22 protein-coding genes and 1 pseudogene are annotated in these 21,145 nt (G+C 67.5%); 13 read left to right on the plus strand and 10 right to left on the minus strand.

Annotated elements, in window-relative coordinates:
• Positions 1–3: 3 nt before the first annotated feature.
• The 3 genes from G6N61_RS23240 to fadA6 are packed head-to-tail and all read left to right on the plus strand — an operon-like array spanning position 4 to position 2,085.
• Positions 4–267, plus strand: a complete 264-nt coding sequence (locus tag G6N61_RS23240) for a hypothetical protein (protein WP_163921691.1) — start codon at positions 4–6, stop codon at positions 265–267.
• Between the two features lie 53 nt (positions 268–320).
• Positions 321–944 (plus strand): TetR family transcriptional regulator KstR2, encoded by a 624-nt coding sequence (kstR2, locus tag G6N61_RS23245; RefSeq protein WP_163921694.1) that lies wholly within the window; start codon positions 321–323, stop codon positions 942–944.
• Positions 937–2,085, plus strand: coding sequence for a steroid 3-ketoacyl-CoA thiolase FadA6 (gene fadA6, locus G6N61_RS23250; RefSeq protein WP_163921696.1), 1,149 nt, complete (start codon positions 937–939; stop codon positions 2,083–2,085). Before kstR2 ends, fadA6 begins: the two co-directional genes overlap by 8 nt.
• Positions 2,086–2,163: 78 nt before the next feature.
• Here the strand turns inward: fadA6 and G6N61_RS23255 are convergent.
• The 5 genes and pseudogenes from G6N61_RS23255 to echA20 all read right to left on the minus strand — a co-directional run bounded on the left by G6N61_RS23255 (position 2,164) and on the right by echA20 (position 6,650).
• A pseudogene (locus G6N61_RS23255) lies at positions 2,164–3,026 on the minus strand (endonuclease domain-containing protein).
• Positions 3,027–3,141: 115 nt separating this feature from the next.
• Entirely contained in the window at positions 3,142–4,215 is a 1,074-nt protein-coding gene (gene ipdC, locus G6N61_RS23260; protein ID WP_163921698.1) for a (3aS,4S,5R,7aS)-5-hydroxy-7a-methyl-1-oxo-octahydro-1H-indene-4-carboxyl-CoA dehydrogenase, read from the minus strand.
• The gene (gene ipdB, locus G6N61_RS23265; RefSeq protein WP_163921701.1) at positions 4,212–4,961 is read right to left on the minus strand and encodes a cholesterol ring-cleaving hydrolase subunit IpdB; all 750 of its coding nucleotides are present in this window, start codon (positions 4,959–4,961) and stop codon (positions 4,212–4,214) included. Before ipdB ends, ipdC begins: the two co-directional genes overlap by 4 nt.
• On the minus strand, positions 4,958–5,857 hold the full coding sequence (gene ipdA / locus G6N61_RS23270; protein ID WP_163921704.1) for a cholesterol ring-cleaving hydrolase subunit IpdA: 900 nt from the start codon (positions 5,855–5,857) through the stop codon (positions 4,958–4,960). The genes ipdB and ipdA overlap by 4 nt, the downstream gene beginning before the upstream one ends.
• A 34-nt stretch (positions 5,858–5,891) precedes the next feature.
• Positions 5,892–6,650: a (7aS)-7a-methyl-1,5-dioxo-2,3,5,6,7,7a-hexahydro-1H-indene-carboxyl-CoA hydrolase gene (echA20, locus tag G6N61_RS23275; protein WP_163921707.1), complete on the minus strand. Its 759-nt coding sequence runs from the start codon at positions 6,648–6,650 to the stop codon at positions 5,892–5,894.
• A 53-nt stretch (positions 6,651–6,703) separates the two neighbouring features.
• On the opposite strand from echA20, the gene G6N61_RS23280 reads away from it, so the two are divergent.
• Together G6N61_RS23280 and G6N61_RS23285 are read left to right on the plus strand one after the other, a co-directional pair.
• Positions 6,704–7,477: an SDR family oxidoreductase gene (locus G6N61_RS23280; protein ID WP_163921709.1), complete on the plus strand. Its 774-nt coding sequence runs from the start codon at positions 6,704–6,706 to the stop codon at positions 7,475–7,477.
• A 13-nt stretch (positions 7,478–7,490) separates the two neighbouring features.
• A complete protein-coding gene (locus tag G6N61_RS23285; protein WP_163921712.1) occupies positions 7,491–8,396 on the plus strand; it encodes an SDR family oxidoreductase in 906 nt (301 codons plus the stop codon).
• On the opposite strand, the gene G6N61_RS23290 is transcribed toward G6N61_RS23285, so the two are convergent.
• Positions 8,393–8,848, minus strand: coding sequence for a nitroreductase family deazaflavin-dependent oxidoreductase (locus G6N61_RS23290; RefSeq protein WP_163921715.1), 456 nt, complete (start codon positions 8,846–8,848; stop codon positions 8,393–8,395). The two genes, G6N61_RS23285 and G6N61_RS23290, sit on opposite strands and share 4 nt — an antisense overlap.
• A gap of 36 nt (positions 8,849–8,884) precedes the next feature.
• Complete coding sequence (locus G6N61_RS23295) at positions 8,885–9,625, minus strand: mycothiol-dependent nitroreductase Rv2466c family protein (protein WP_163921718.1); 741 nt, start codon at positions 9,623–9,625, stop codon at positions 8,885–8,887.
• A 70-nt stretch (positions 9,626–9,695) separates the two neighbouring features.
• Here G6N61_RS23295 and G6N61_RS23300 point away from each other — a divergent pair, with 70 nt between their 5' ends.
• Positions 9,696–10,898 carry a metallophosphoesterase gene (locus tag G6N61_RS23300; protein ID WP_163921721.1) on the plus strand — a complete coding sequence of 401 codons (1,203 nt, stop codon included), beginning with the start codon at positions 9,696–9,698 and terminating at the stop codon, positions 10,896–10,898.
• On the opposite strand, the gene G6N61_RS23305 is transcribed toward G6N61_RS23300, so the two are convergent.
• The 3 genes from G6N61_RS23305 to G6N61_RS23315 form a co-directional block, all read right to left on the minus strand.
• Positions 10,895–11,374, minus strand: a complete 480-nt coding sequence (locus tag G6N61_RS23305; RefSeq protein WP_163921724.1) for a nitroreductase family deazaflavin-dependent oxidoreductase — start codon at positions 11,372–11,374, stop codon at positions 10,895–10,897. The genes G6N61_RS23300 and G6N61_RS23305 overlap by 4 nt on opposite strands.
• A gap of 21 nt (positions 11,375–11,395) precedes the next feature.
• The gene (locus G6N61_RS23310; protein ID WP_163925048.1) at positions 11,396–11,761 is read right to left on the minus strand and encodes a DUF8021 domain-containing protein; all 366 of its coding nucleotides are present in this window, start codon (positions 11,759–11,761) and stop codon (positions 11,396–11,398) included.
• A 71-nt stretch (positions 11,762–11,832) separates the two neighbouring features.
• Positions 11,833–12,996 (minus strand): steroid 3-ketoacyl-CoA thiolase, encoded by a 1,164-nt coding sequence (locus G6N61_RS23315; protein WP_163921727.1) that lies wholly within the window; start codon positions 12,994–12,996, stop codon positions 11,833–11,835.
• Positions 12,997–13,138: 142 nt separating this feature from the next.
• On the opposite strand from G6N61_RS23315, the gene G6N61_RS23320 reads away from it, so the two are divergent.
• The 7 genes from G6N61_RS23320 (at position 13,139) to G6N61_RS23350 (ending at position 21,107) form a co-directional block, all read left to right on the plus strand.
• Entirely contained in the window at positions 13,139–14,380 is a 1,242-nt protein-coding gene (locus G6N61_RS23320) for a cytochrome P450 (protein WP_163921730.1), read from the plus strand.
• Between the two features lie 48 nt (positions 14,381–14,428).
• Positions 14,429–15,436 carry an acyl-CoA dehydrogenase family protein gene (locus G6N61_RS23325; protein WP_163921733.1) on the plus strand — a complete coding sequence of 336 codons (1,008 nt, stop codon included), beginning with the start codon at positions 14,429–14,431 and terminating at the stop codon, positions 15,434–15,436.
• Positions 15,436–16,599 carry an acyl-CoA dehydrogenase FadE29 gene (gene fadE29 / locus G6N61_RS23330; RefSeq protein WP_163921736.1) on the plus strand — a complete coding sequence of 388 codons (1,164 nt, stop codon included), beginning with the start codon at positions 15,436–15,438 and terminating at the stop codon, positions 16,597–16,599. Before G6N61_RS23325 ends, fadE29 begins: the two co-directional genes overlap by 1 nt.
• Entirely contained in the window at positions 16,596–17,579 is a 984-nt protein-coding gene (locus G6N61_RS23335) for a bifunctional MaoC family dehydratase N-terminal/OB-fold nucleic acid binding domain-containing protein (protein ID WP_163921739.1), read from the plus strand. Before fadE29 ends, G6N61_RS23335 begins: the two co-directional genes overlap by 4 nt.
• Positions 17,561–17,983, plus strand: coding sequence for a MaoC family dehydratase (locus tag G6N61_RS23340; protein WP_163921742.1), 423 nt, complete (start codon positions 17,561–17,563; stop codon positions 17,981–17,983). Before G6N61_RS23335 ends, G6N61_RS23340 begins: the two co-directional genes overlap by 19 nt.
• Complete coding sequence (locus tag G6N61_RS23345) at positions 17,983–19,152, plus strand: 17-hydroxy-3-oxo-4-pregnene-20-carboxyl-CoA lyase (protein WP_163921746.1); 1,170 nt, start codon at positions 17,983–17,985, stop codon at positions 19,150–19,152. Before G6N61_RS23340 ends, G6N61_RS23345 begins: the two co-directional genes overlap by 1 nt.
• A gap of 389 nt (positions 19,153–19,541) precedes the next feature.
• Positions 19,542–21,107, plus strand: coding sequence for an oligosaccharide flippase family protein (locus G6N61_RS23350; RefSeq protein ID WP_163921748.1), 1,566 nt, complete (start codon positions 19,542–19,544; stop codon positions 21,105–21,107).
• Positions 21,108–21,145 lie beyond the last annotated feature (38 nt).

Consider the following 21,145-nt stretch of genomic DNA (forward strand, 5'->3'; position numbering starts at 1 on the left):
CGAGTGAAGCGAACGGCGGCGGCTGCAGCGTGCCTCGTCGCGCTCGTCGCGGGGTGCTCCGGCGCCAGCAACTCCGGCGGCAAGACCACCTGCGAGGACTTCCTCGCGCTGCGCACCAGCGATCAGGATGCCACCGTCGCCAAGCTCCTCAAGGAGCGCAACGGCAGGAACTCGGCGACCGGCGAGATCGTCGACAAACGCGAGTCCATCGTCGCATCGTGCGGTGCCGACGACCGTGCGGACGCGGAGATCGGCGACCTCGGCTGACCCGGATCAACCCACGCCTTACCTAGCAAGCGCTTGGTTGATACCCTGGGTGCGTGGACAAGGCGCCGCTCAGCCGCCGTGACGAGTTGCTCGACCTCGCCGCGACGATGTTCGCCGACCGCGGACTGCGCGCCACCACCGTGCGCGACATCGCTGACTCCGCCGGAATCCTGTCGGGGAGTTTGTACCACCACTTCAAGTCCAAGGAGCAGATGGTCGAAGAGGTCCTGCGAGACTTCCTCGACTGGCTGTTCGGCCGCTACCAGGAGATCGTCGAAGCCGAGACCGATCCGCTGGAGCGGGTCAAGGGACTGTTCATGGCGTCGTTCGAGGCCATCGAGCACCGTCACGCGCAGGTCGTGATCTACCAGGACGAGGCCAAGCGACTGTCCCCGCTGCCGCAGTTCTCATTCGTCGACGAACGCAATCGCGAACAGCGCAGGATGTGGGTGGACATCCTCACCCAAGGCGTCGCCGAAGGTCGCTTCCGGCCGGATCTCGACGTCGACCTGGTCTACCGGTTCATCCGCGACACGACCTGGGTCTCGGTCCGCTGGTATCAACCCGGCGGACCTCTCACGGCCGAACAGGTCGGTAGGCAGTATTTGGCCATCGTGCTGGGTGGGATCACGACAGCGCGTGGCATCACAACAGCAGAAGGAGAAACTAATGGCTGAGGCGTACGTCATCGATGCCGTCCGGACCGCCGTCGGCAAGCGCAACGGGTCATTGGCGGGGATCCACCCCGTCGATCTCGGCGCGGCAGCCTGGCGCGGTCTGCTCGGCCGGACCGACCTCGACCCCGGCGCCGTCACGGACGTCATCGCCGGCTGCGTGGACGCCGTCGGAGCCCAGGCAGGCAACATCGCGCGCCTGTCCTGGCTGGCCGCCGGCTTCCCGGAGGAAGTGCCCGGCGTGACCGTCGACCGGCAGTGCGGGTCGAGTCAGCAGGCGATCTCCTTTGGCGCACAGGCGATCATGGCAGGCACGGCCGACGTCATCGTCGCCGGTGGCGTGCAGAACATGAGCCAGATCCCGATCAGCTCGGCCATGATCGTCGGCGAGCAGTTCGGCTACACCTCGCCGACCAACGAGTCGAAGAGCTGGCTGCACCGCTATGGCGACCAGGAGATCTCGCAGTTCCGCGGGTCGGAGATGATCGCCGAGAAGTGGGGGCTGTCGCGCGAGGAGATGGAGCAGTTCTCGCTGACCAGCCATCAGCGGGCGCAGGAGGCGATCCGGGCCGGGCACTTCGAGAACGAAATCATCGAGATCGACGGGTTCGCGATCGACGAGGGCCCGCGCGACACGTCGCTGGAGAAGATGGCCGGGCTCAAGACGCTCGTCGACGGCGGCCGCCTGACCGCGGCGATGGCCAGCCAGATCTCCGACGGTGCCAGCGCGGTGCTGCTCGCATCGGAGCAAGCCGTCGCCGACCACGGGCTCAAGCCGCGTGCCCGCATCCACCACATCAGCGCCCGCGGAGCCGATCCCGTCTACATGCTTACCGGCCCCATCCCCGCGACCGAGTACGCGCTGGACAAGACCGGCCTGACGATCGACGACATCGACACCGTCGAAATCAACGAGGCGTTCGCGCCCGTGGTCATGGCGTGGCTGAAGGAGACCGGGGCCGATCCGGCCAAGGTCAACCCCAACGGCGGCGCGATCGCACTGGGTCACCCGCTCGGTGCGACCGGCGCCAAGCTGTTCGCGACGATGCTGAACACGTTGGAGCGCACCGGCGGTCGCTACGGCCTGCAGACGATGTGCGAGGGCGGCGGCACCGCCAACGTGACGATCATCGAGCGCCTCTAGCTGTTGGTCGCGCCGAGTGTGGGGCTTTTGAATGCGAAACGCGAGTAGCGGTGTCGAGAACCCCCACACTCGGTGTGCTCACACGGGACATCCGGCAGCGCGGAGCTTCTCGCGTACACGGCGGAGGATCACGTCGGGACGGGTGAGCATCTCCGCGCTCACCCGCACCACGACCCACTTCGCCGACTCGAGCATGGCGATTCGATCGATGTCCCATGACCGCTGTCGTCGGTCTGACCAGTGCTGGACGCCGTCGTACTCGACCGCGACCTTCCACTCGCGCCAGCCCATGTCGACTCGAACTCGGACGACGCCGTACCGATCCCGGAACTCGATCTGCGTCTCGGGGATGGGTAGTCCGCCGTCGACCAGAAGCAGGCGTACGCGAGTCTCCTGCGGTGATTCCGAACCGCCGTCCATGCGTGCGACGGCTTCACGGAGTCGACGAACTCCGCGACCACCCGCGTGTGAATCGGCGACTGCGAGGACGTCGGACGGCTGGAGCCGCGTCGCCCTGGACAACGCGTCGAGGTGGATCACCGCAGGTAGCGTCGCGCGGGTTCGCCGATGTCGAATGCGGTGCGGGCGGGCGTAGTCAGCCGCATTCCGTCGATGGTGCACACCTCGTCCGGTCGAAGTGCGTAGGCGTGCACCGATATGTCGTTCGGCGAGTGGCGATCCGCGCGCACCATCTCGGCGGGCAGACCACCGTCGATCCACTTCGCGCCGTACAGCGCTGCAGCGGAGAGTCCGGTCAGCGTGCAGTCGCCACCAGCCCACAGCCATGCGGCTTTGGCTCGGGTAGCCGCATCGACGTCGAACCGCTTCGGCACGTACACGTTGCGGTAGACCGCGCGGAAGTCCTTCTGCAGGCGACGCGCAGTCACCTCGCCGGCTCGTACCGCCTGTTGTCCGAGGAAGGGTGTGTCCAGTCGCTCCATGACGGCGACGATCGCGGTCGAGTCAGACGCCGATCAGCGACTGTGCGCCTACTGAATGCGAATCGCGGGTGTGCCTGTGGACAACCCCCACACTGGGGATAACTCGGCGGCAAACCTAGTCGGCGATGAAGCTCGTCGCCGAGCGGAGGTGCCCGATGGCCTCGGCCACGATCGCGGGGACCAGCTCGGCGCACGACGGCAGATCCTCGAGGATGCCCGCGACCTGACCCGACGCCAGCACGCCGGCATCGGTGTTGCCCTCGACCAGCCCGGCCTTGAGCAGCATCGGCGTGTTCGCCGCCATCACGACCTGCGACCAGCTGAGTTCCTTGCCGCGCCGCATGGCCAAGCCGTCGGTGACCAGCGACTTCCACGACATGCCAGTCATCTTCTTGAACTTCTGCGCGTTGCCAACCGCAGCGGTCAAACCCCGCACCGGCGAACCGCTTTCGAGCTTCTCGACCAGACCGGTGCGCAGGACGCGGTGCGGCATGCCGTCGACGCGCGTCGAGACGACCGTGCCGTCGAGACCCGCGCCGAGGTAGCGCTGCTTGACCGCGTCGGGCACCGTGGAGTCCGATGTCAGCAGGAACCGCGTGCCCATCGCCACGCCCGCCGCACCGTAGGACAGTGCGGCGGCCAGACCGCGGCCGTCGAAGAACCCACCCGCCGCGATGACGGGCATGCCGGTGTCGGCGACGGCGTCCAGCACCGACGGCAGCAGCAGCGTCGTCGCGATCGGGCCGGTGTGACCACCGCCCTCGCCGCCCTGCACGATGACGGCGTCGGCGCCCCAGCCGGCCACCTTCTTGGCATGCTTGGCCAGGCCGACCGACGGGATGACCACGACGCCCGCGTCCTTCAGCTTGGCGATCAGGTCGGGCTTTGGAGCTAAGGCGAAGGAGGCGACTCTGACTCCTTCGCGGATCAGGAGGTCGACGCGCTCGTTGGCGTCGCCGGCGTCGGCGCGGATGTTGATGCCGAACGGTTTGTCGGTGGCGGCCTTGACCTTCGACACCGCGGTGCGCAATTCATCGAGCGTCATCGTCGCCGATGCCAGGATGCCGAGCCCACCGGCGTTCGACGTCGCCGCTACCAGGCGGGCTCCGGCGACCCAGCCCATGCCGGTCTGGACGACGGGGTGCTCGATGCCGACCAACTCGGTCAGCGGGGTCTTGAGATGAGTCATGCCCGAATCTCGCGATCTCGCAGCGACTTCGGATCGATGACCTCGCGGATCAGCCGCTGCTCGTCCTCGGACGGCAGTCGCGTGACCTCGGCGTCGTTCAGTCCGTGCACCTCGAAGGATGTGTTTTCCGCGACCTGGTCGGCCTCGACGCCCGGGTGCAGCGACAGGGCGCGCATCTGATGGTCGGGGCCGTTGAAGTCGAAGACGCCCAGGTTGCTCACCACGCGGTAGACGTTGGCGAAGCGGAACGCCGGGTTCTCGGGATCCACCTTGTCCCAGCCGATTCCCGATACGATGTCGACCGACTCGCCGAAGACGCGCGTCGAGTGGGCACCCACCCAGTAGCTGGTGGCGTGGTTGATCGAGTTGCCCGGTGCGCCGCGCACGCCGAACATCTGGCGCTTGGGGTGTTGGATCGGGCCGAACGCCGAGAGGTTCTGGTTGCCGTAGCGGTCGATCTGGTTGGCGCCCATCACCACGTGGCGCCGGCCCCAGGTGAGGGTCTCGAACACGCGGCCGAACGGCATCCAGCCCTCGATGGCGCCGGTCGCGCCGAGCGCAGGGGTGTCGGCCAGGATGCGGGCCTCGCCGTCGGTCAGCACGATGTCGGGGGAGAACGTCAGCCGCGCCAGGCGCGCGCCGATCGACACCATGTTGGCCATCGGGCTGACCATGATCTCGCCTGCGTCGCGGAACAATTCGGCGCACGCGACCGCGCACACCTCGGCTCGGGTCACGGAGATCACTTGGATGCCTCCTTCGCTGCGGCCTGCTCGTTGGCGAACGTGCGGACGGCGGCCTGGTAGTCGGCCTCGCTGCCCGACAGGTAGGTGCCGACGAACTCCGCCCACGTCTCGTCGGAGGCGGCAGCCTCGGCGTAGTGCCGCTGGAACTTCTCGTCGCGACGGTAGTCCGGCTCGGCAGTGGTGAAGTGCGCGCCGTTGGGTGCCTCGACGACGGTGTCGACCATCATCCGGTTGACCAGGAGTGCCTGCGGTGGAACCGACTTCACCAGTTCCTCGGTGGACACGACCCGATCGACGCTCATCAGGCGCTGCCGGGCCGACATGAGGAACAGGTCGTCGAAGTACGGGTCGATGCCGGTGTAGGCCGCATTGCCCTTCTCGTCGCCGACGTTCAGGTGCACGAACGCGGCGTCGAGGTTCAGCGCGGGCATGGCGATCAACTCTTCGAAGGCGTCACCCGTCGGGTACGGCGAGCGCACCGTCTTGAGTTCGTCACCCCAGAACCTGCGGACGTCGCTGCCGAGCCCGGCGCGGATGGGGAGGAACGGAAGTCGTTGTGCGGCAGCTTGCAAGCCGCAGCGCAGCATGCCCTCGTCCATCTCGCGCGCCTCGATGGCGCCGGTGGTGCGCGCCTTGGCGAACCAGGGGTCGTAGAACGGCGGCGAGTCCAGCGAGACGAAACCGTAGTAGACGCGCTTGACCTTGCCGGCGGAGCACAGCAGGCCGAGGTCGGGTCCGCCGTAGGTCACCACGGTCAGGTCGGTGACGTCGGTGCGCAGCAGTGCCCGGATGAACGCCATGGGCTTGCGGCGCGATCCCCAACCGCCGATGCCGATGGTCATGCCGCTCTCGATCGACGAGACGGCCTCGTCGAGCGTCGTCCGCTTGTCTGCCATTATTTCCCCGCTCGCTTCGCTCGTGCCCGCCGGATCACTTGGAGGCCCCCTTGTCGGTCCCCGCGAAGGCATCGCGATGCTCGTCCGCGACGCCTGCCAGGTTGAGTTCGAAGGTGAAGCCCTGCTCCATGCGGTAACTGGCGTTGACCCGCTGTACGTCGATGAGGTTCAGCGCCTCCTTGGCCGCGCGGATCACCCTGGTGTCCTTGACGGCGATGTCGCGGGCCACCCGCAGAGCGGACTCGTCGAGTTCGGCGCGGGGCACCACCTCGTGCACCGAGCCGAAGTGGTGCAGCGTGGCGGCGTCGACGGTCGCGGCCGTGAAGAACAGCCTGCGCATCATGTGCTGCGGCACCAGCCGCGAGAGGTGGGTGGCAGCACCGAGTGCGCCTCGCTCCACCTCCGGCAGACCGAACTTGGCGTCATCGGACGCGACGATGACGTCGGCGTTGCCGACCAGTCCGATGCCGCCGCCGACGCAGAAGCCGTTGACGGCTGCGACGACCGGCACCTCGCACTCGTACACCGCGCGGAAGGCGTGGAAGCAGCCACGATTGGCGTCGATGAGCGCAGTGAACCCGTCGGTCTTCTGCATCTCCTTGATGTCGACACCGGCGTTGAAGCCGCGACCCTCGGCGCGCAGGATCACCACGTGCGTGCTGGTGTCGCGGCCGGCCGCGGTGATGGCGTCGCCGAGTTCGAACCAGCCACGCGACGGGATCGCGTTGACGGGTGGGTAGTCGACGGTAACCGAGACGATGCCCGGTTCCACGGTTTTCGAGGTGATGGTCATGCGGACTCCTGAGCTGACTACCTAAGCAAGCACTTGCTTGGTACGCTAGCACAGTGAGTGACGCCACTGGAATCAATCTGCGACTCGATGGCCGGGTGGTCCTCGTGACCGGTGGCGTGCGTGGTGTCGGGGCCGGAATCAGCGCGGTCTTCGCCGACCAGGGCGCCACGGTCATCACCTGCGCGCGGAGGCCGGTCGAGGGCAGCCCCTACGAGTTCCACTCCTGCGACATCCGCGACGACGAGGCCGTGAAGGCGCTCGTGGACGCGATCGTCGAGAAGCACGGACGTCTCGACGTCGTCGTCAACAACGCCGGCGGATCGCCCTACGTGGCCGCCTCGGACGCGTCGGCGCGGTTCAGCACGAAGATCGTCGAACTCAACTTGCTAGCCGTGCTGTCGGTGTCGACGCATGCCAACGCCGCCATGCAGCAACAGGATTCGGGCGGGTCGATCGTCAACATCACCAGCGTCAGTGGGCGTCGACCGACCCCGGGGACGGTCGCCTACGGTGCCGCGAAGGCGGGCGTGGAGAACATGACCACCACGCTGGCCGTCGAATGGGCGCCGAAGGTGCGGGTCAACTCGGTGGTCGTCGGCATGGTCGAGACCGAACAGTCGGAACTGTTCTACGGTGACGCCGACTCGATCGCCGCCATCTCGCGCAACGTGCCGCTCGGCAGGCTCGCCAAACCAGCCGACATCGGCTGGGCCACGGCATTTCTCGCATCCGAGGCAGCGTCGTACATCAGCGGTGCGTCACTCGAGGTGCACGGTGGCGGCGAACCGCCGCACTACCTGTCCACCACCACCGCCGACATCAAGTAGAAGGAGACACGACATGGGACTGCTCGACGGCCGCGTGGTCATCGTCACGGGCGCAGGCGGCGGCATCGGCCGCGCACACGCGCTGGCATTCGCCGCGGAGGGCGCCCGCGTGGTGGTCAACGACATCGGCGTGGGCCTCGACGGCTCGCCCGCCGGTGGCGGTAGCGCAGCGCAGGGCGTCGTCGACGAGATCGTCGCTGCCGGAGGCGAAGCGGTCACCAGCGGTGCGAACGTCGCAGACTGGGCGCAGGCCGAGGGCCTCATCCAGACCGCAGTCGACTCGTTCGGCGGTCTCGACGTTCTGGTCAACAACGCGGGCATCGTCCGTGACCGGATGTTCGCCAACACCAGCGAAGAAGAGTTCGACGCCGTCACCGCGGTCCACCTCAAGGGACACTTCGCCACGATGAAGCACGCAGCGGCGTACTGGCGTGCGGAGTCCAAGGCAGGCAACCCGCGCGACGCCCGCATCATCAACACCAGCTCCGGCGCCGGCCTGCAAGGCAGTGTGGGACAGGCGAACTACAGCGCCGCCAAGGCAGGCATCGCCGCGCTGACCCTGGTGGCGTCGGCGGAGATGGGTCGCTACGGCGTCACCGTCAACGCCATCGCCCCGTCCGCCCGTACCCGCATGACCGAGACGGTGTTCGCCGACATGATGTCGACCCAAGACGCCTCCTTCGATGCGATGGCACCCGAGAACGTCTCACCCCTGGTCGTGTGGCTGGGCAGCGTCGAGTCGCGTGACGTCACCGGCCGCATGTTCGAGGTCGAGGGCGGCATCGTTCGCGTCGCCGAGGGATGGGCGCACGGACCGCAGATCGACAAGGGCGCCCGGTGGGATCCGGCTGAACTGGGTCCCGTCGTCCGCGACCTGCTGGAGAAGTCCCGTCCACCGGTTCCGGTCTATGGCGCCTAAGCTGGTTCGCAGATCACCAGGGGGATGACGCGGTCGGCCGCCTCGCGGTAGCCACGGTACGGCGGGTACATCCGAGTGAGCCTCGGCCAGTACTCATTTCGTTCGGCCGCCGTCGCGTCGCGGGCCACCATGGCCATCTTGTTGGAGCCGTATTGCACGTGCACCCTCGGATCGGATTCGATGTTGAGGTACCACGCGGGGTCGTGGTCGCGACCGCCGAACGACGCGGGCAGAACCACCCGCTCACCGTCGCGCAGGCACAGGGTGGCGGTCACCCTGGGCCGGCCCGAGCGCCGGCCGGTCGTGGTGATGAGTGCGGACGGCAACCACAGCAACCGGGATCCGACGAGCCCGCCGGTGTGCTGGTAGGCCCACACGTGGGCCTTGGCGAAGTTCTTCATCGACCACGCGAGCAGCCCTGAATTGCGGATCCGGTGCGAGACGTCCGTCATGCCCACCGCATTCCCGCGGCACCGCCGGGCAAACGCTCACTTCTTGGTGCGTCGGCTGCCGCCGTGCCAATCCTCTTGTGCGCCGATGGCTCCCGGATCGACACCGAAGCTGGCGAGCTGCGGGCGCTCCCGCAGCGACCGCTTGAACTCGGCGAAGCCCGGGAAGGACGCCAGGCCGACGACGTGATCCCACAGCGCCACCGCTTGCTCCGGATCGGGCAGCCTGCTGATCACCGGCCCGAAGAACGCCGCTCCCGTCGGTGGCTGGAAGTGCAGGATCGGCGTCCCGACGTCGCGGCCCGTGAGCGCGAGCGCCTCCTCGGTCTCCGCCCGGATCTCGTCGTCCCACGCGGGGTCGTCGAGTGCGTCGGCGACGTCGCCAGGCAGGCCGACGGCCTCGAGCAGCGGCGCTACGACGTGGCGCGCGCCCTGGTCGGCCGCCGACAACGGATCGACCGCACGCGAGGTGTCGAAGATGCGAGTCCCGACCGCGTCGTAGAACGGGCCGACGGCCTCCCGGCCGTGCTCGGCGCGCACGCGCGCTGCCACCCGCAGCAGGTGCAGGCCGGCCGTGTGCCCCGCCTCGTACTCCGGCGGGAAGTGACTGGCGTAGTCGACGTCGGCGTTCAGCAACCGCAGCGAGATGAAGCGCCAGTCCACCTCGAAGTCGCGCTGGGTGGCGACCATGCGCACCCACTTGCTGGTCAGCCAGGCGAACGGACACACGGGATCGAAGTAGAAGTGCAGGTGCGCAGAGGGTTCGTCGTCGGCAGCCACGTCCTCAGGCTAGCTCCGCGGCCGGCTTGCCTAAGCTGAACGAGAGCCCGCCCAATCCGAAGGACCATCAATGTTCATCGTCGTCCTCGGGGTAGTCCTCGGGCTGATGCACCTGTATGTGTGGAAACGCCTGATCAAGGACACGACTGCGCCCGGCCTCAGGCGGCGGGTGGCGACGCTCGTGCTCGTCGCGCTCGCCGTGCTCCTGGTTGCAACGCTGATCCTGCCGCGCGTCACGGGCACCCCCGAGTCCCCCTGGCTCGCATGGCCGGGGTACCTCTGGTTCGGTCTGATCGCGTACCTGTTCCTCACCCTGCTGGCCATCGAACCGGTCCGGCTGGCGCTGTGGCGCTGGGCGCGGCGATCACCAGAGCCCGAGCCGGACCAGCCGGCGACACCGGAACCGGCGACATCAGACCCGGCCGCAACGAAGCCTTCGGTGAACCGCCGGGTGTTCATCGCGCGCTCGGCCGCGTTGGCCGCGGGCGCGGCGTCGGTGGGGCTGGTCGGCTACGGCGCCGCGACGGCGCTGGGTCCGCCGAACGTACTCACGGTGCCGGTGCGCCTGCGCCGTCTCGATCCCGCGTTCGACGGTTTCCGGATGGCCGTGGTGTCCGACGTCCACCTGGGCCCGCTCGCCGGTCGCGGGCACACCGAGCGGATCGTGCGCATGATCAACGAGCAGGAGCCCGACCTCGTCGCGATCGTGGGAGACCTGGTGGACGGCACCGTCGAGGAACTGGGCCGTGCGGCAGAACCGTTGCGCGACCTGCAGTCCCGGGAGGGCACCTTCTTCGTCACCGGCAACCACGAGTACTTCGTCGACGACACGGCTTCGTGGCTGCGGGAACTCAATCGTCTCGGCGTTCGGACGCTACGCAACGACAACACGGCGATCCGGCGGGGCGCGGCGGCGTTCGACCTGGCCGGCGTCAACGACGTCGTCGGCGCCGAACGTGGGGACGGGCCCGACTTCGACAGGGCGCTCGGCGGCCTGGACGAGTCCCGGCCGACGATTCTGCTTGCCCACCAACCCATTCAGGTCGCCGAGGCATCGTCGCGCGGAGTCGACCTACAGCTGTCGGGTCACACGCACGGTGGTCAGATGTGGCCGTTCCACTACGCCGTCGACATGGTGCAGCCGGCATTGGCAGGGCTGTCCACGGTGGGCGACACGCAGTTGTACGTCACCCGGGGTGCAGGCTTCTGGGGTCCGCCGGTCCGGGTCGGAGCCCCGCCCGACATCACCGTGGTGACGCTCGGCGGGGCCTAGTTCGGATCGCAGATGACGATCGGGATCTTGCGGTCGGTGTAGGACCGGTAGTTCGCGAAGTCGGGATACATGGCGTCGAGCTTGGGCCAGTACTCCTCGCGCTCTGCGTCGGTCGCGTCGCGCGCCGTGAGCGCGTGCACGCCGGCCTTGGTCTGGAAGGTGACCTTCGGGTTGGCCTTGAGGTTCAGGTACCACATGGGGTTGGTGGCCCGGCCGCCCTGCGATGCGACGAGCACGATGCGCCGGCCCTCCTGCAGGAACAGCAGCGGACTGTCCCGCGGCTCACCGGTCTTGCGACCGATCGTCGTCAGGATCCCGACCTCGGTTCCCTTCAGGAACTTGTTGCCGAACTTGCCGCCGGTCTTCTTGAACAGGAAGGTCTGCGCCTTGGACATCCACTTGATGGCGGTGCCGACCTTCGACGAGTTCAGGCTCTCGATCTGCTTCGGCTTGAGCGGGCGGGACGGGTTGGCCATGTCGTAGAACCTATCTCGCCATCACTTGATGAACGGCCGGAGGTCGGCGCGGATGTGCTGGATCAGCCCGTCGGGCGAGAACGTGAACGTCTCGTCGACGTGCGCGCACACCCGCCTGCCCGCCAGCGACGGCTTGGTGACGACGTCGAATCTCGCACGCACCGCGTTGCCGTCGACGGTGACGTCGGGCGTCGTCGTCTGCTCGATGACCTTGTACTGCAGGCCCTTGTTCAGGCTGCGCCGCAGGTGATCTCCCGAGAAGCCCGTCTTGACCCCCAGCTCGACGCGGGTGCAGTCCGGGGCGAACGGGACGTCGTCGGCTCGGTGGTCGGCCAGCGCCCGGATGTAGGCCTTCGCCGCCTCGATCCGCTGAGCCTCCCCGATCACATCCCGGGTCGCTTCGCTCCTGCCCTCCCCGATCACATCCCGGGTCGCTTCGCTCCTGCCCTCCGTCACGTTCAGATCCGTTCGATGATCGTGCCCGTCGACAGTGCGCCGCCCGCGCACATGGTGATGAGTGCGGTGGTCTTGTCGGTACGCTCGAGTTCGTGCAGTGCCGAGGTGATCAGCCGGCTGCCGGTGCTGCCGACGGGGTGTCCGAGGGCGATGGCGCCACCGTTGACGTTGACGGTGTCCATGTCGGGCTCGTGCACCCGGGCCCATGACAGCACGACCGACGCGAATGCCTCGTTGATCTCGGTGATGTCGATGTCGCCCATCTTCATACCGGCCTTCTCGAGCACCTTCGCGGTCGACTGCACGGGCCCGTCGAGGTGGTAGTACGGCTCTGCGCCGACGAGTGCCTGGCTGACGATGCGGGCGCGTGGCTTCAGGCCGAGGGCCTTGGCCTTGTCCTCGTCCATCCACAAGACTGCGGCGGCGCCGTCGGAGATCTGCGACGACGTGCCTGCGGTGTGGATGCCGCCCTCCATCACCGGCTTCAGCGATGCCAGGCCTTCGAGGGTGGTGTCGCGCAGACCCTGATCACGCGTCACGGGTGCGCGGTCGGACGTCGGCTTCTTGTTCTCGTCGAGGACGGGCGCCTCGATGGGGCTGATCTCGCGGTCGAACCGGCCTTCGGCCCAGGCCTGCTTGGCCTTGCGCTGCGAGTCGAAACCGAACTGGTCGATCTCCTCGCGGCTGATCCCGCGCCGCTTGGCGATCCGCTCGGCCGCGGTGAACTGGTCGGGCATGTCGATGTCCCACGACGCAGGGCGCAGGATGCCGCGGTCGGGTCCGGCGTTGGCACCGAGGCCGACCCGGCTCATCGCCTCGATGCCGCACGCGATGCCGACGTCGATGGCGCCCGACGCGATTAGACCGGCGATGAGGCCGTTGGCCTGCTGGCCGCTGCCGCACTGGCAGTCCACGGTCATGGCGCCCACGTGATCGGGCAGTCCGGCGACCAACCAGGAGACCCGGGTGATGTTGTTGGACTGCTCGCCGAACTGCGTGACGCAGCCGCCGACGACCTGCTCTACGTCCCCGGCATCGATGCCGGCCTTCTCGATCAGGGCCTTCTGAGTGGCTCCCAACAGTTCGGTCGAGTGCAGGCCGGACAACCATCCGTTGCGCTTGCCGATGGGACTGCGGGTGGCTTCGACGATGACAGGGTTACCCATTCCGTCAGGCTAGAACACGTTTCATATACCTGACAAGCGGTGATACGCCCGTGCCTTTGATCTGCGGTGAAGCCATGTTTTACTGGCACTAGAACACGTTGCAATTGCGCTCAGGCAGCGACACCTCTGAGGAGATTCCCGCATGGCACCCCCCACCATCCCAGCCGACTTCGACTTCCTCGACCCCGACGTCAACCAGGAGGGCCTGCCGGTCAAGGAATTGGCCGAGCTGCGCAAGACCGAGCCCATCCACTGGGTGGACGTCCCCGGCGGAACCGGCGGCTTCGGCGACAAGGGCTACTGGCTCGTCACCAAGCACGCCGACGTCAAGGAGGTGTCCCGGCGCAGCGACGTCTTCTCCAGTTGGCAGAACGGCGCCATTCCGGTCTGGCCGAAGGAGATGCAGTTCGAGCAGATCGAACTGCAGCGCAACGTCATGCTGAACATGGACGCACCGCACCACACCCGGTTGCGCAAGATCATCTCCCGCGGCTTCACCCCGCGCGCCATCGGCCGGCTCGAGGAAGAGTTGGCCCAGCGCGCACAGAACATCGCCAAGACGGCCGCCGCGGAGGGCGTCGGTGACTTCGTCGAACAGGTGAGTTGCGAGCTTCCGCTGCAGGCGATCGCCGGGCTGCTCGGCGTCCCGCAGGACGACCGCGACAAGCTGTTCCGCTGGTCGAACGAGATGACCGGCGGCGAGGATCCCGAGTTCGCCGACGTCGACCCTGCGCAGTCGTCGATGGAACTGATCATGTACGCGATGGCGATGGCCGACGAGCGGGGCAAGAACCCGACCGACGACATCGTCACGACCCTCATCCAGGCCGACATCGACGGCGAGAAGCTGTCCGACGACGAGTTCGGCTTCTTCGTGATCATGCTCGCGGTGGCAGGCAACGAGACCACCCGCAACTCGATCACGCACGGCATGGTCGCGCTCGCGGACAACCCCGATCAGTGGGAGCTGTTCAAGAAGGAGCGCCCGAGCACGACGGCTGACGAGATCATCCGTTGGGCCACACCGGTGTCCGCCTTCCAGCGCACCGCCAACGCCGACACCGAGCTGGCCGGCGTGAAGATCAAGAAGGGCGACCGGCTGGTGATGTCCTACCGCTCGGCGAACTTCGACGAGGAGGTCTTCGACGACCCGCACAGCTTCAACATCCTGCGCGACCCCAACCCGCACGTCGGGTTCGGCGGCACCGGGGCGCACTTCTGCATCGGCGCCAACCTCGCGCGCATGACGATCAATCTGATCTTCAACGCCGTGGCCGATCACATGCCCGATCTCAAGCCCATCGGCGAGCCCGAGCGGCTACGGTCGGGATGGCTCAACGGAATCAAGCACTGGCAGGTCGACTACACGGGCGCACGCGCCTAGTCCGGCGGTCGGATTCCGTACCGCGCAATCGAATCAAGGAGGATTCGGGTGGACTTCAGTCCTGGTGAAGGACAGCAGGCCGTCGCCGATGTGGTGACGTCTGCACTCGGACGGGACAACACGTGGGAGGCGCTGGTCGACGGCGGCGTCATCGCGTTCGGCGTCCCGGAGCGCCTCGGCGGTGACGGGCTGGGCCTCCCCGAGATCACGACCGCGCTCACCGAGATCGGCAGGCACGGGGCCGTGGGCCCGGCGCTGGCGACGCTCGGGCTGGGCCTGATCCCGCTGCTGGACCTGGCGTCGCAGGAGCAGCAGGACAGGTTCCTCGCCGGTGTGGCCAACGGTGGTGTGCTGTCGGCGGCGCTCAACGAGCCGGGCAACTCGCTTCCCGAGCACCCGAGAACGGCGCTGGCGGGCGGCAAGCTCTCCGGCACCAAGGTCGGCGTCCCCTACGCCGAGCAGGCGCAGTGGCTGGTCGTGAGCACCGACAGTGCCGTGGTGGTGGTGTCGCCCACGGCCGACGGCGTGACGCTGACCAAGACGCCGACGGCCAACGGGTCCGACGAGTACGCGGTCACGTTCGCCGACGTCGCGGTGCAAGACGCCGACATCCTCGGCGGGACCGAGGCAGTCCACCGCGTGAACCAGTTGGCGCTGGCCGCCACCGGCGCCTTCGCCGCCGGTCTGGTCGCCGGGGCACTGCGGTTGACCGCCGACTACGTGGCCAACCGCGAACAGTTCGGCAGGCCGCTGTCGACGTTCCAGACCGTGGCGGCACAGCTCGCCGAGGTCTACATCGCCTCGCGGACACTGTCGTTGGCGTCGACGTCGGTGATCTGGCGCTTGGCGGAGGGCCGCGACGCCGACGGCGACCTCGCGGTGCTCGGCTACTGGCTGACGTCGCAGGCACCGCCGAACATGCAGACGTGCCATCACCTACACGGCGGAATGGGCATGGACATCACCTACCCGATGAACCGCTTCTATTCATCCGTCAAGGACGTCGCCCGGCTCCTGGGCGGTCCCTCGCATCGTCTCGATCTGGTGGGAGCCTGATGTTCATCGAACTGACGCCCGAGCAGCGGCAGCTGCAAGCCGAGATGCGGGAGTACTTCTCGAATCTCATCTCGCCCGAAGAGGCCGCCGAGATGGAGGTCGACCGGCACGGCAAGGCCTACCGGGCGATCATCAAGCGGATGGGCTCGGACGGCAAGCTCGGCGTGGGCTGGCCCAAGGAGTTCGGCGGCTTGGGCTTCGGCCCGATCGAGCAGCAGATCTTCGTCAACGAGGCCGCCCGCGCGGACGTGCCGTTGCCCGCGGTGACGTTGCAGACGGTCGGCCCCACGCTGCAGGTGTACGGCACCGATCTGCAGAAGAAGAAGTTCCTGCCCGGCATCCTCGCCGGTGAGATCCACTTCGCCATCGGCTATTCGGAGCCCGAGGCGGGCACCGACCTCGCATCGCTGCGCACCTCCGCGGTGCGCCAGGGCGACGAGTACATCGTCAACGGCCAGAAGATCTGGACCACCGGCGGTCACGATGCCGACTATCTGTGGCTGGCGGTGAGGACCGACCCGGAAGCCGTGAAGCACAAGGGCATCTCGATCCTGATCGTCGACACGTCCGATCCCGGCTACTCGTGGACGCCGATCATCCTGTCCGACGGCGCGCACCACACCAACGCCACCTACTTCAATGACGTCCGGGTGCCAGTGGACATGCTCGTCGGCGAGGAGAACGCCGGCTGGCGATTGATCACCACGCAGCTCAACCACGAGCGCGTGATGCTCGGACCCGCAGGCAAGGTCGCCAGTGTCTACGACCGCGTGCACACCTGGGCCTCCAAGCCCGGTGGTGACGGTGTCACGCCGATCGATCACGACGACGTGAAGCGGTTGCTCGGTGAGGTGAAGGCCATCTGGCGCATCAACGAACTGCTCAACTGGCAGGTCGCTGCAGGCGGCGAGGAGATCAACGTCGCCGATGCCGCGGCCACCAAGGTGTTCGGCACCGAACGCATCCAGCGGGTGGGCCGCATCGCCGAGGAGATCGTCGGAAAGTACGGCAACCCCGCCGAACCCGAGACGGCAGAGCTGCTGGAGTGGCTCGACTCGCAGACGAAGCGCAACCTCGTCATCACCTTCGGCGGTGGTGTCAACGAGGTGATGCGGGAGATGATCGCGGCGTCGGGGCTGAAGGTGCCGAGGGTTCCAAGGTGAGCGCGGACATCGCCTCGGCGGTCGAGCAGATCAAGGCCGCGGGTCGCAGCGAGCCCCGCGTCGGTCCGGATCCGGTCAACCAGCCGATGATTCGGCACTGGGTCGAAGCCATTGGCGACGACAACCCGATCTACGTCGACGACGAGGCAGCCCGTGCGGCCGGCCACCCGGGTGTCGTCGCGCCTCCCGCGATGATCCAGGTGTGGACAATGGCGGGCTTGCGTGGCCGGCGCTCCGACGACGACCCCCTGTCGAAGATGATGCAGCTGTTCGACGATGCCGGCTACGTCGGCGTCGTCGCGACCAACTGCGAACAGACCTACCACCGCTATCTGCGGCCGGGCGAAGAAGTCAGCATCAGCGCCGAACTGACCGACGTGATCGGCCCGAAGAACACCGCTCTGGGCGAGGGCTACTTCATCAACCAGAAGATGACGTGGTCGACGGTCGTCGACGGGCACGAAGACGTAGTCGCCGAGATGGACTGGCGCATCATGAAGTTCAAGCCCAAGGAGTCCGAGGGGTCCTCGACGGAGACCTTGGCGTCGGCGGTGCCCGACGACCTCGACGCGGACAACATGATGCGGCCGTCGTCGTCGAAGGACACCAAGTTCTTCTGGGACGGCGTCAACGCCCACGAGCTGCGCATCCAGAAGCGTCCCGACGGCACCCTGGTGCACCCGCCGGTGCCCGCGCTGTGGCAGGACAAGGAACTACCCACCGACTACGTGGTGGCCTCGGGCAAGGGCACGGTGTTCAGCTTCGTCGTGCACCATGCGCCGAAGGTGCCCGGCCGCAAGCCGCCGTTCGTCATCGCCCTCGTCGAACTCGACGAAGGCGTTCGGATGCTCGGCGAACTCCGCAACGTAGACCCCGCCAGCGTCGAGATCGGAATGCCCGTGCGCGCAACGTACGTCGACTTCCCCGAGGGTGAGGTCGGCCCCGCCTGGACCCTGTATGCATGGGAGCCCGACGCGTGACCGCCGTCAGTGATGTCGAGGTCGGCACCAAGCTTCCCGAGCTGAAGTTGTACGGCGACCCGACGTTCATCGTGTCGACCGCGATCGCGACGCGCGACTACCAGGACGTGCACCACGACCGCGACCTGGCGCAGGCGAAGGGGTCCAAGGACATCTTCGTCAACATCCTGACCGACACCGGTCTGGTGCAGCGCTTCATCACCGATTGGGCCGGTCCCAACGCGATCGTGAAGTCGATCGGCCTGCGTCTCGGCGTGCCCTGGTACGCCTACGACACGGTGACGTTCACCGGTGAGGTGACCGCGGTCGACGGCAGTCTGGTCACTCTGAAGATCAAGGGCAGCAACAGTCTTGGCGACCACGTGATCGCCAACGCCACACTCGAACTGGGGGAGAACGCCTGATGCCGGGGCCACTGTCGGGCAAGGCCGCGATCGCGGGCATCGGTGCGACGGACTTCTCGAAGGACTCCGGCCGTAGCGAGCTGCGCCTGGCCGCCGAGGCCGTGCTCGCCGCGCTGGACGACGCCGGGCTGACGCCCGCCGACGTCGACGGCATGACGACGTTCACGATGGACTCCAACACCGAGGTGGCCGTCGCGCGTGCGACGGGCATCGGCGACCTCAAGTTCTTCTCGAAGATCCACCACGGTGGCGGCGCGGCGTGCGCGACGGTCCAGCAGGCCGCGATCGCGGTCGCCACCGGCGTGGCCGACTGCGTCGTGGCCTACCGCGCCTTCAACGAGCGGTCCGGGATGCGGTTCGGCCAGGTGCAGATGCGGCTGGTCGAGAACGCCGACTCCACCGGAGTGGACAACTCGTTCTCCTACCCGCACGGCCTGTCGACGCCGGCTGCGCAGGTGGCGATGATCGCCAAGCGCTACATGCACCTGTCGGGCGCCACCAGCCGCGACTTCGGCGCCGTCTCGGTCGCCGATCGCAAGCACGCGGCGAACAATCCGAAGGCGTACTTCTACGGCAAGCCCATCACCATCGAGGATCATCAGAACTCGCGGTGGATCGCCGAACCCCTGCGGTTGCTGGACTGCTGCCAGGAGACCGACGGTGGCGTCGCGCTGGTGATCGTGTCGGCGGAGCGCGCCAAAGACCTGAAGCAGCGGCCGGCCGTCATCGAAGCGGCCGCTCAGGGCGCCAGCCCGAATCAGTACTCGATGGTGAGCTACTACCGCCCCGAACTCGACGGCCTGCCCGAGATGGGCCTGGTCGGCAAGCAGTTGTGGTCGCAGTCCGGGCTGAAGCCGACCGACATCCAGACCGCGGTCCTCTACGACCACTTCACGCCGTTCACCCTGATCCAGTTGGAGGAACTTGGGTTCTGCGGCTGGGGTGAGGCCAAGGACTTCATCGCCGACGGCGCCATCGAGATCGGTGGGCGGCTGCCCATCAACACCCATGGCGGCCAGCTCGGCGAGGCCTACATCCACGGCATGAACGGCATCGCCGAGGGCGTCCGCCAGCTGCGCGGCACCTCGGTCAACCCGGTACCCGACGTCGAGCACGTCCTGGTCACCGCGGGCACCGGTGTGCCCACCTCCGGCCTCATCCTCGGGTAAACCCCGCACGCACTTCCTTCCGCGAGCAGACGCGGGATCGCACTGAACCGACCTCGGTCGTGCGATTCCGCGTCTGCTCGTCGTCGTTGACGGGCTGACACGCGAGGCCAGGTGCGGCCGCAACGTACCCAGACGTACTTCGTGGTTTGCCTGACGCAGTCGTCAGCACGCGCTCGCGACGCCGCGAACTGCGCGAATCCATCCGTCGACGTACTGGTTGAGTCGTAGGTCACACTTCTTCGGATTCGCTACGCCAACACTAGCAACGTTTTGGCAATCACGTGTACGGTGACCAAGCCGGACCAGTTCTGCATGTCGACCCTGGTGAAAATGTATTTTGGCCCGGTGCAGCTAAGTAAATGTGCAACAGATTGCGAATTGAGCGAAGTATGTCGGATGTGCCGTCGAGCCCCTCGGGGGAGTACGCAGCGGTACGTGCCGACGGCGACGGCTCTTCATCCGGGGAATCCGAGGGTTCGCTGCGCCGCAAGATCGGCCTCGTCGCGTCGGCATCTGCGCTGGCACTGGTCGTTGGCGAACTGGTCACGCTCGCGCAGGTCGTGGCGCTGGCCCGGCTGCTGACACCCGCCGAGGTGGGGATCTTCACGGCAGGCACCGTGCTGACGACGGCGCTGTTCGACTTCGTCGAAGGCGGGCTGCGCGCAGCGCTGGTACAGCGCGGAGGGCGCATCGACGACGCCGCGGAGACGGTGTTCCGCGCGACGCTGCTCAGCGGTGCAGTGCTGTGCGTCGGCGTACTCGCCATCGCCCCGGTGGTCAGCATGGTGTTCGACGATCAGACCGTCGGCCTGGTCGCCGCCGCCACGTCCGGCACCCTGCTGCTCTTCGCCCTCACCAACGTGCCCGAGGCGATGCTGCAGCGGGACTTCAACGTCCGCAGGCGCATCATCGTCGGCCCGGCCGTATCGCTCACGTTCGCGACCGTGGCGGTCACGCTGGCCGCCTGCGGCTGGGGCGTGTGGAGCATGGTCGTCGGGTCCTACGCGTCGACGCTCGTCTGGGTCGTCGGCGTGTGGTGGATCAGTGGCTGGCGACCAGGTCGTGGCCGCTTCGACTTCACGCTGTGGCGCGAACTCGCCAAGTTCGGTTCACCGCTGGTGGCCTCGCAGGTGGGGTTCCGGGTCAAGGGCATCGCCGAAGCCGTCATCGTCGGCCGTTCCCTCGGCGCCGCCGAACTCGGCCAGTACCGCTATGCCCAGCGCATCGCCCAGATCCCGGAACGGATCATCGTCGACGTCGGCGCGGTGGCGCTGTTCCCCGCGTTCTCGCGGATCGCCCACGACGCCACCCGCATGCGATCGGGCTACCTGCGCGCACTGCAGTGGGCCATGATCGGCGGCGCGCCGCTGACCGCGATGATGATCGTCCTCGGCGAACCCGCAGTGGTGGTCATCCTGGGCGAGCCGTGGCGGCATGCGGGCCACGCGGTGGCCGCGATGGCCGGACTGGGCATCGGCCGGGCCCTCGGCATCGTCGGCGAGGAGGCGATCAAGGGCGCGGGTCGCACCTCCCTGCTCAACTGGTGCACGGCAACCGAAGTCGGCGTCGGCATCGCGCTGGCCCTGGCGCTAGTGGGTCCGCTCGGACTCACCGGCGTCGCACTGGCCATCTCGATCACCACCATCCTGGTCGCGCTGATCGTCGCCAAGCTCGCCAAGCAGGTCGTCGACGTGCCCTACCGTTCCGTGGCCCGGGCCCTGCTGCCCTCGCTGCTCGCCGCCACGGCCGCCGCGCTCGTCACGGCCTATCTCGAACACGCCGTCGTACATGCCAATTCGACGACCGGTGCAGCAGCCATCGGGCTGCTCGCGCTCGACGTCCTGATCTTCTCGTCGGCCTACGTCGGAGCCCTGTGCCTGGTGGCGCCCAGCACGATGCGGCAGCTCGCCGGCGTCGGCATCGCCAAGGTCAAGCAGACGGTGGGACGCCCATGACCGCATCTCGAACCCCCGAACTTCAGCACATGGAGGCG

Origin of the sequence: Mycolicibacterium arabiense, assembly GCF_010731815.2 — a bacterium.
Lineage (GTDB): Bacteria > Actinomycetota > Actinomycetes > Mycobacteriales > Mycobacteriaceae > Mycobacterium > Mycobacterium arabiense.

Coding starts and splice junctions, on each gene's coding strand:
- fadA6 (WP_163921696.1), top strand. CDS start 937: ATGGCTGAGGCGTACGTCATCGATGCCGTCCGGACCGCCGTCGGCAAG.
- ipdC (WP_163921698.1), bottom strand. CDS start 4,215: ATGACTCATCTCAAGACCCCGCTGACCGAGTTGGTCGGCATCGAGCAC.
- ipdA (WP_163921704.1), bottom strand. CDS start 5,857: ATGGCAGACAAGCGGACGACGCTCGACGAGGCCGTCTCGTCGATCGAG.
- echA20 (WP_163921707.1), bottom strand. CDS start 6,650: ATGACCATCACCTCGAAAACCGTGGAACCGGGCATCGTCTCGGTTACC.
- G6N61_RS23285 (WP_163921712.1), top strand. CDS start 7,491: ATGGGACTGCTCGACGGCCGCGTGGTCATCGTCACGGGCGCAGGCGGC.
- G6N61_RS23290 (WP_163921715.1), bottom strand. CDS start 8,848: ATGACGGACGTCTCGCACCGGATCCGCAATTCAGGGCTGCTCGCGTGG.
- G6N61_RS23300 (WP_163921721.1), top strand. CDS start 9,696: ATGTTCATCGTCGTCCTCGGGGTAGTCCTCGGGCTGATGCACCTGTAT.
- G6N61_RS23305 (WP_163921724.1), bottom strand. CDS start 11,374: ATGGCCAACCCGTCCCGCCCGCTCAAGCCGAAGCAGATCGAGAGCCTG.
- G6N61_RS23315 (WP_163921727.1), bottom strand. CDS start 12,996: ATGGGTAACCCTGTCATCGTCGAAGCCACCCGCAGTCCCATCGGCAAG.
- G6N61_RS23320 (WP_163921730.1), top strand. CDS start 13,139: ATGGCACCCCCCACCATCCCAGCCGACTTCGACTTCCTCGACCCCGAC.
- fadE29 (WP_163921736.1), top strand. CDS start 15,436: ATGTTCATCGAACTGACGCCCGAGCAGCGGCAGCTGCAAGCCGAGATG.
- G6N61_RS23340 (WP_163921742.1), top strand. CDS start 17,561: ATGGGAGCCCGACGCGTGACCGCCGTCAGTGATGTCGAGGTCGGCACC.
- G6N61_RS23345 (WP_163921746.1), top strand. CDS start 17,983: ATGCCGGGGCCACTGTCGGGCAAGGCCGCGATCGCGGGCATCGGTGCG.
- G6N61_RS23350 (WP_163921748.1), top strand. CDS start 19,542: ATGTCGGATGTGCCGTCGAGCCCCTCGGGGGAGTACGCAGCGGTACGT.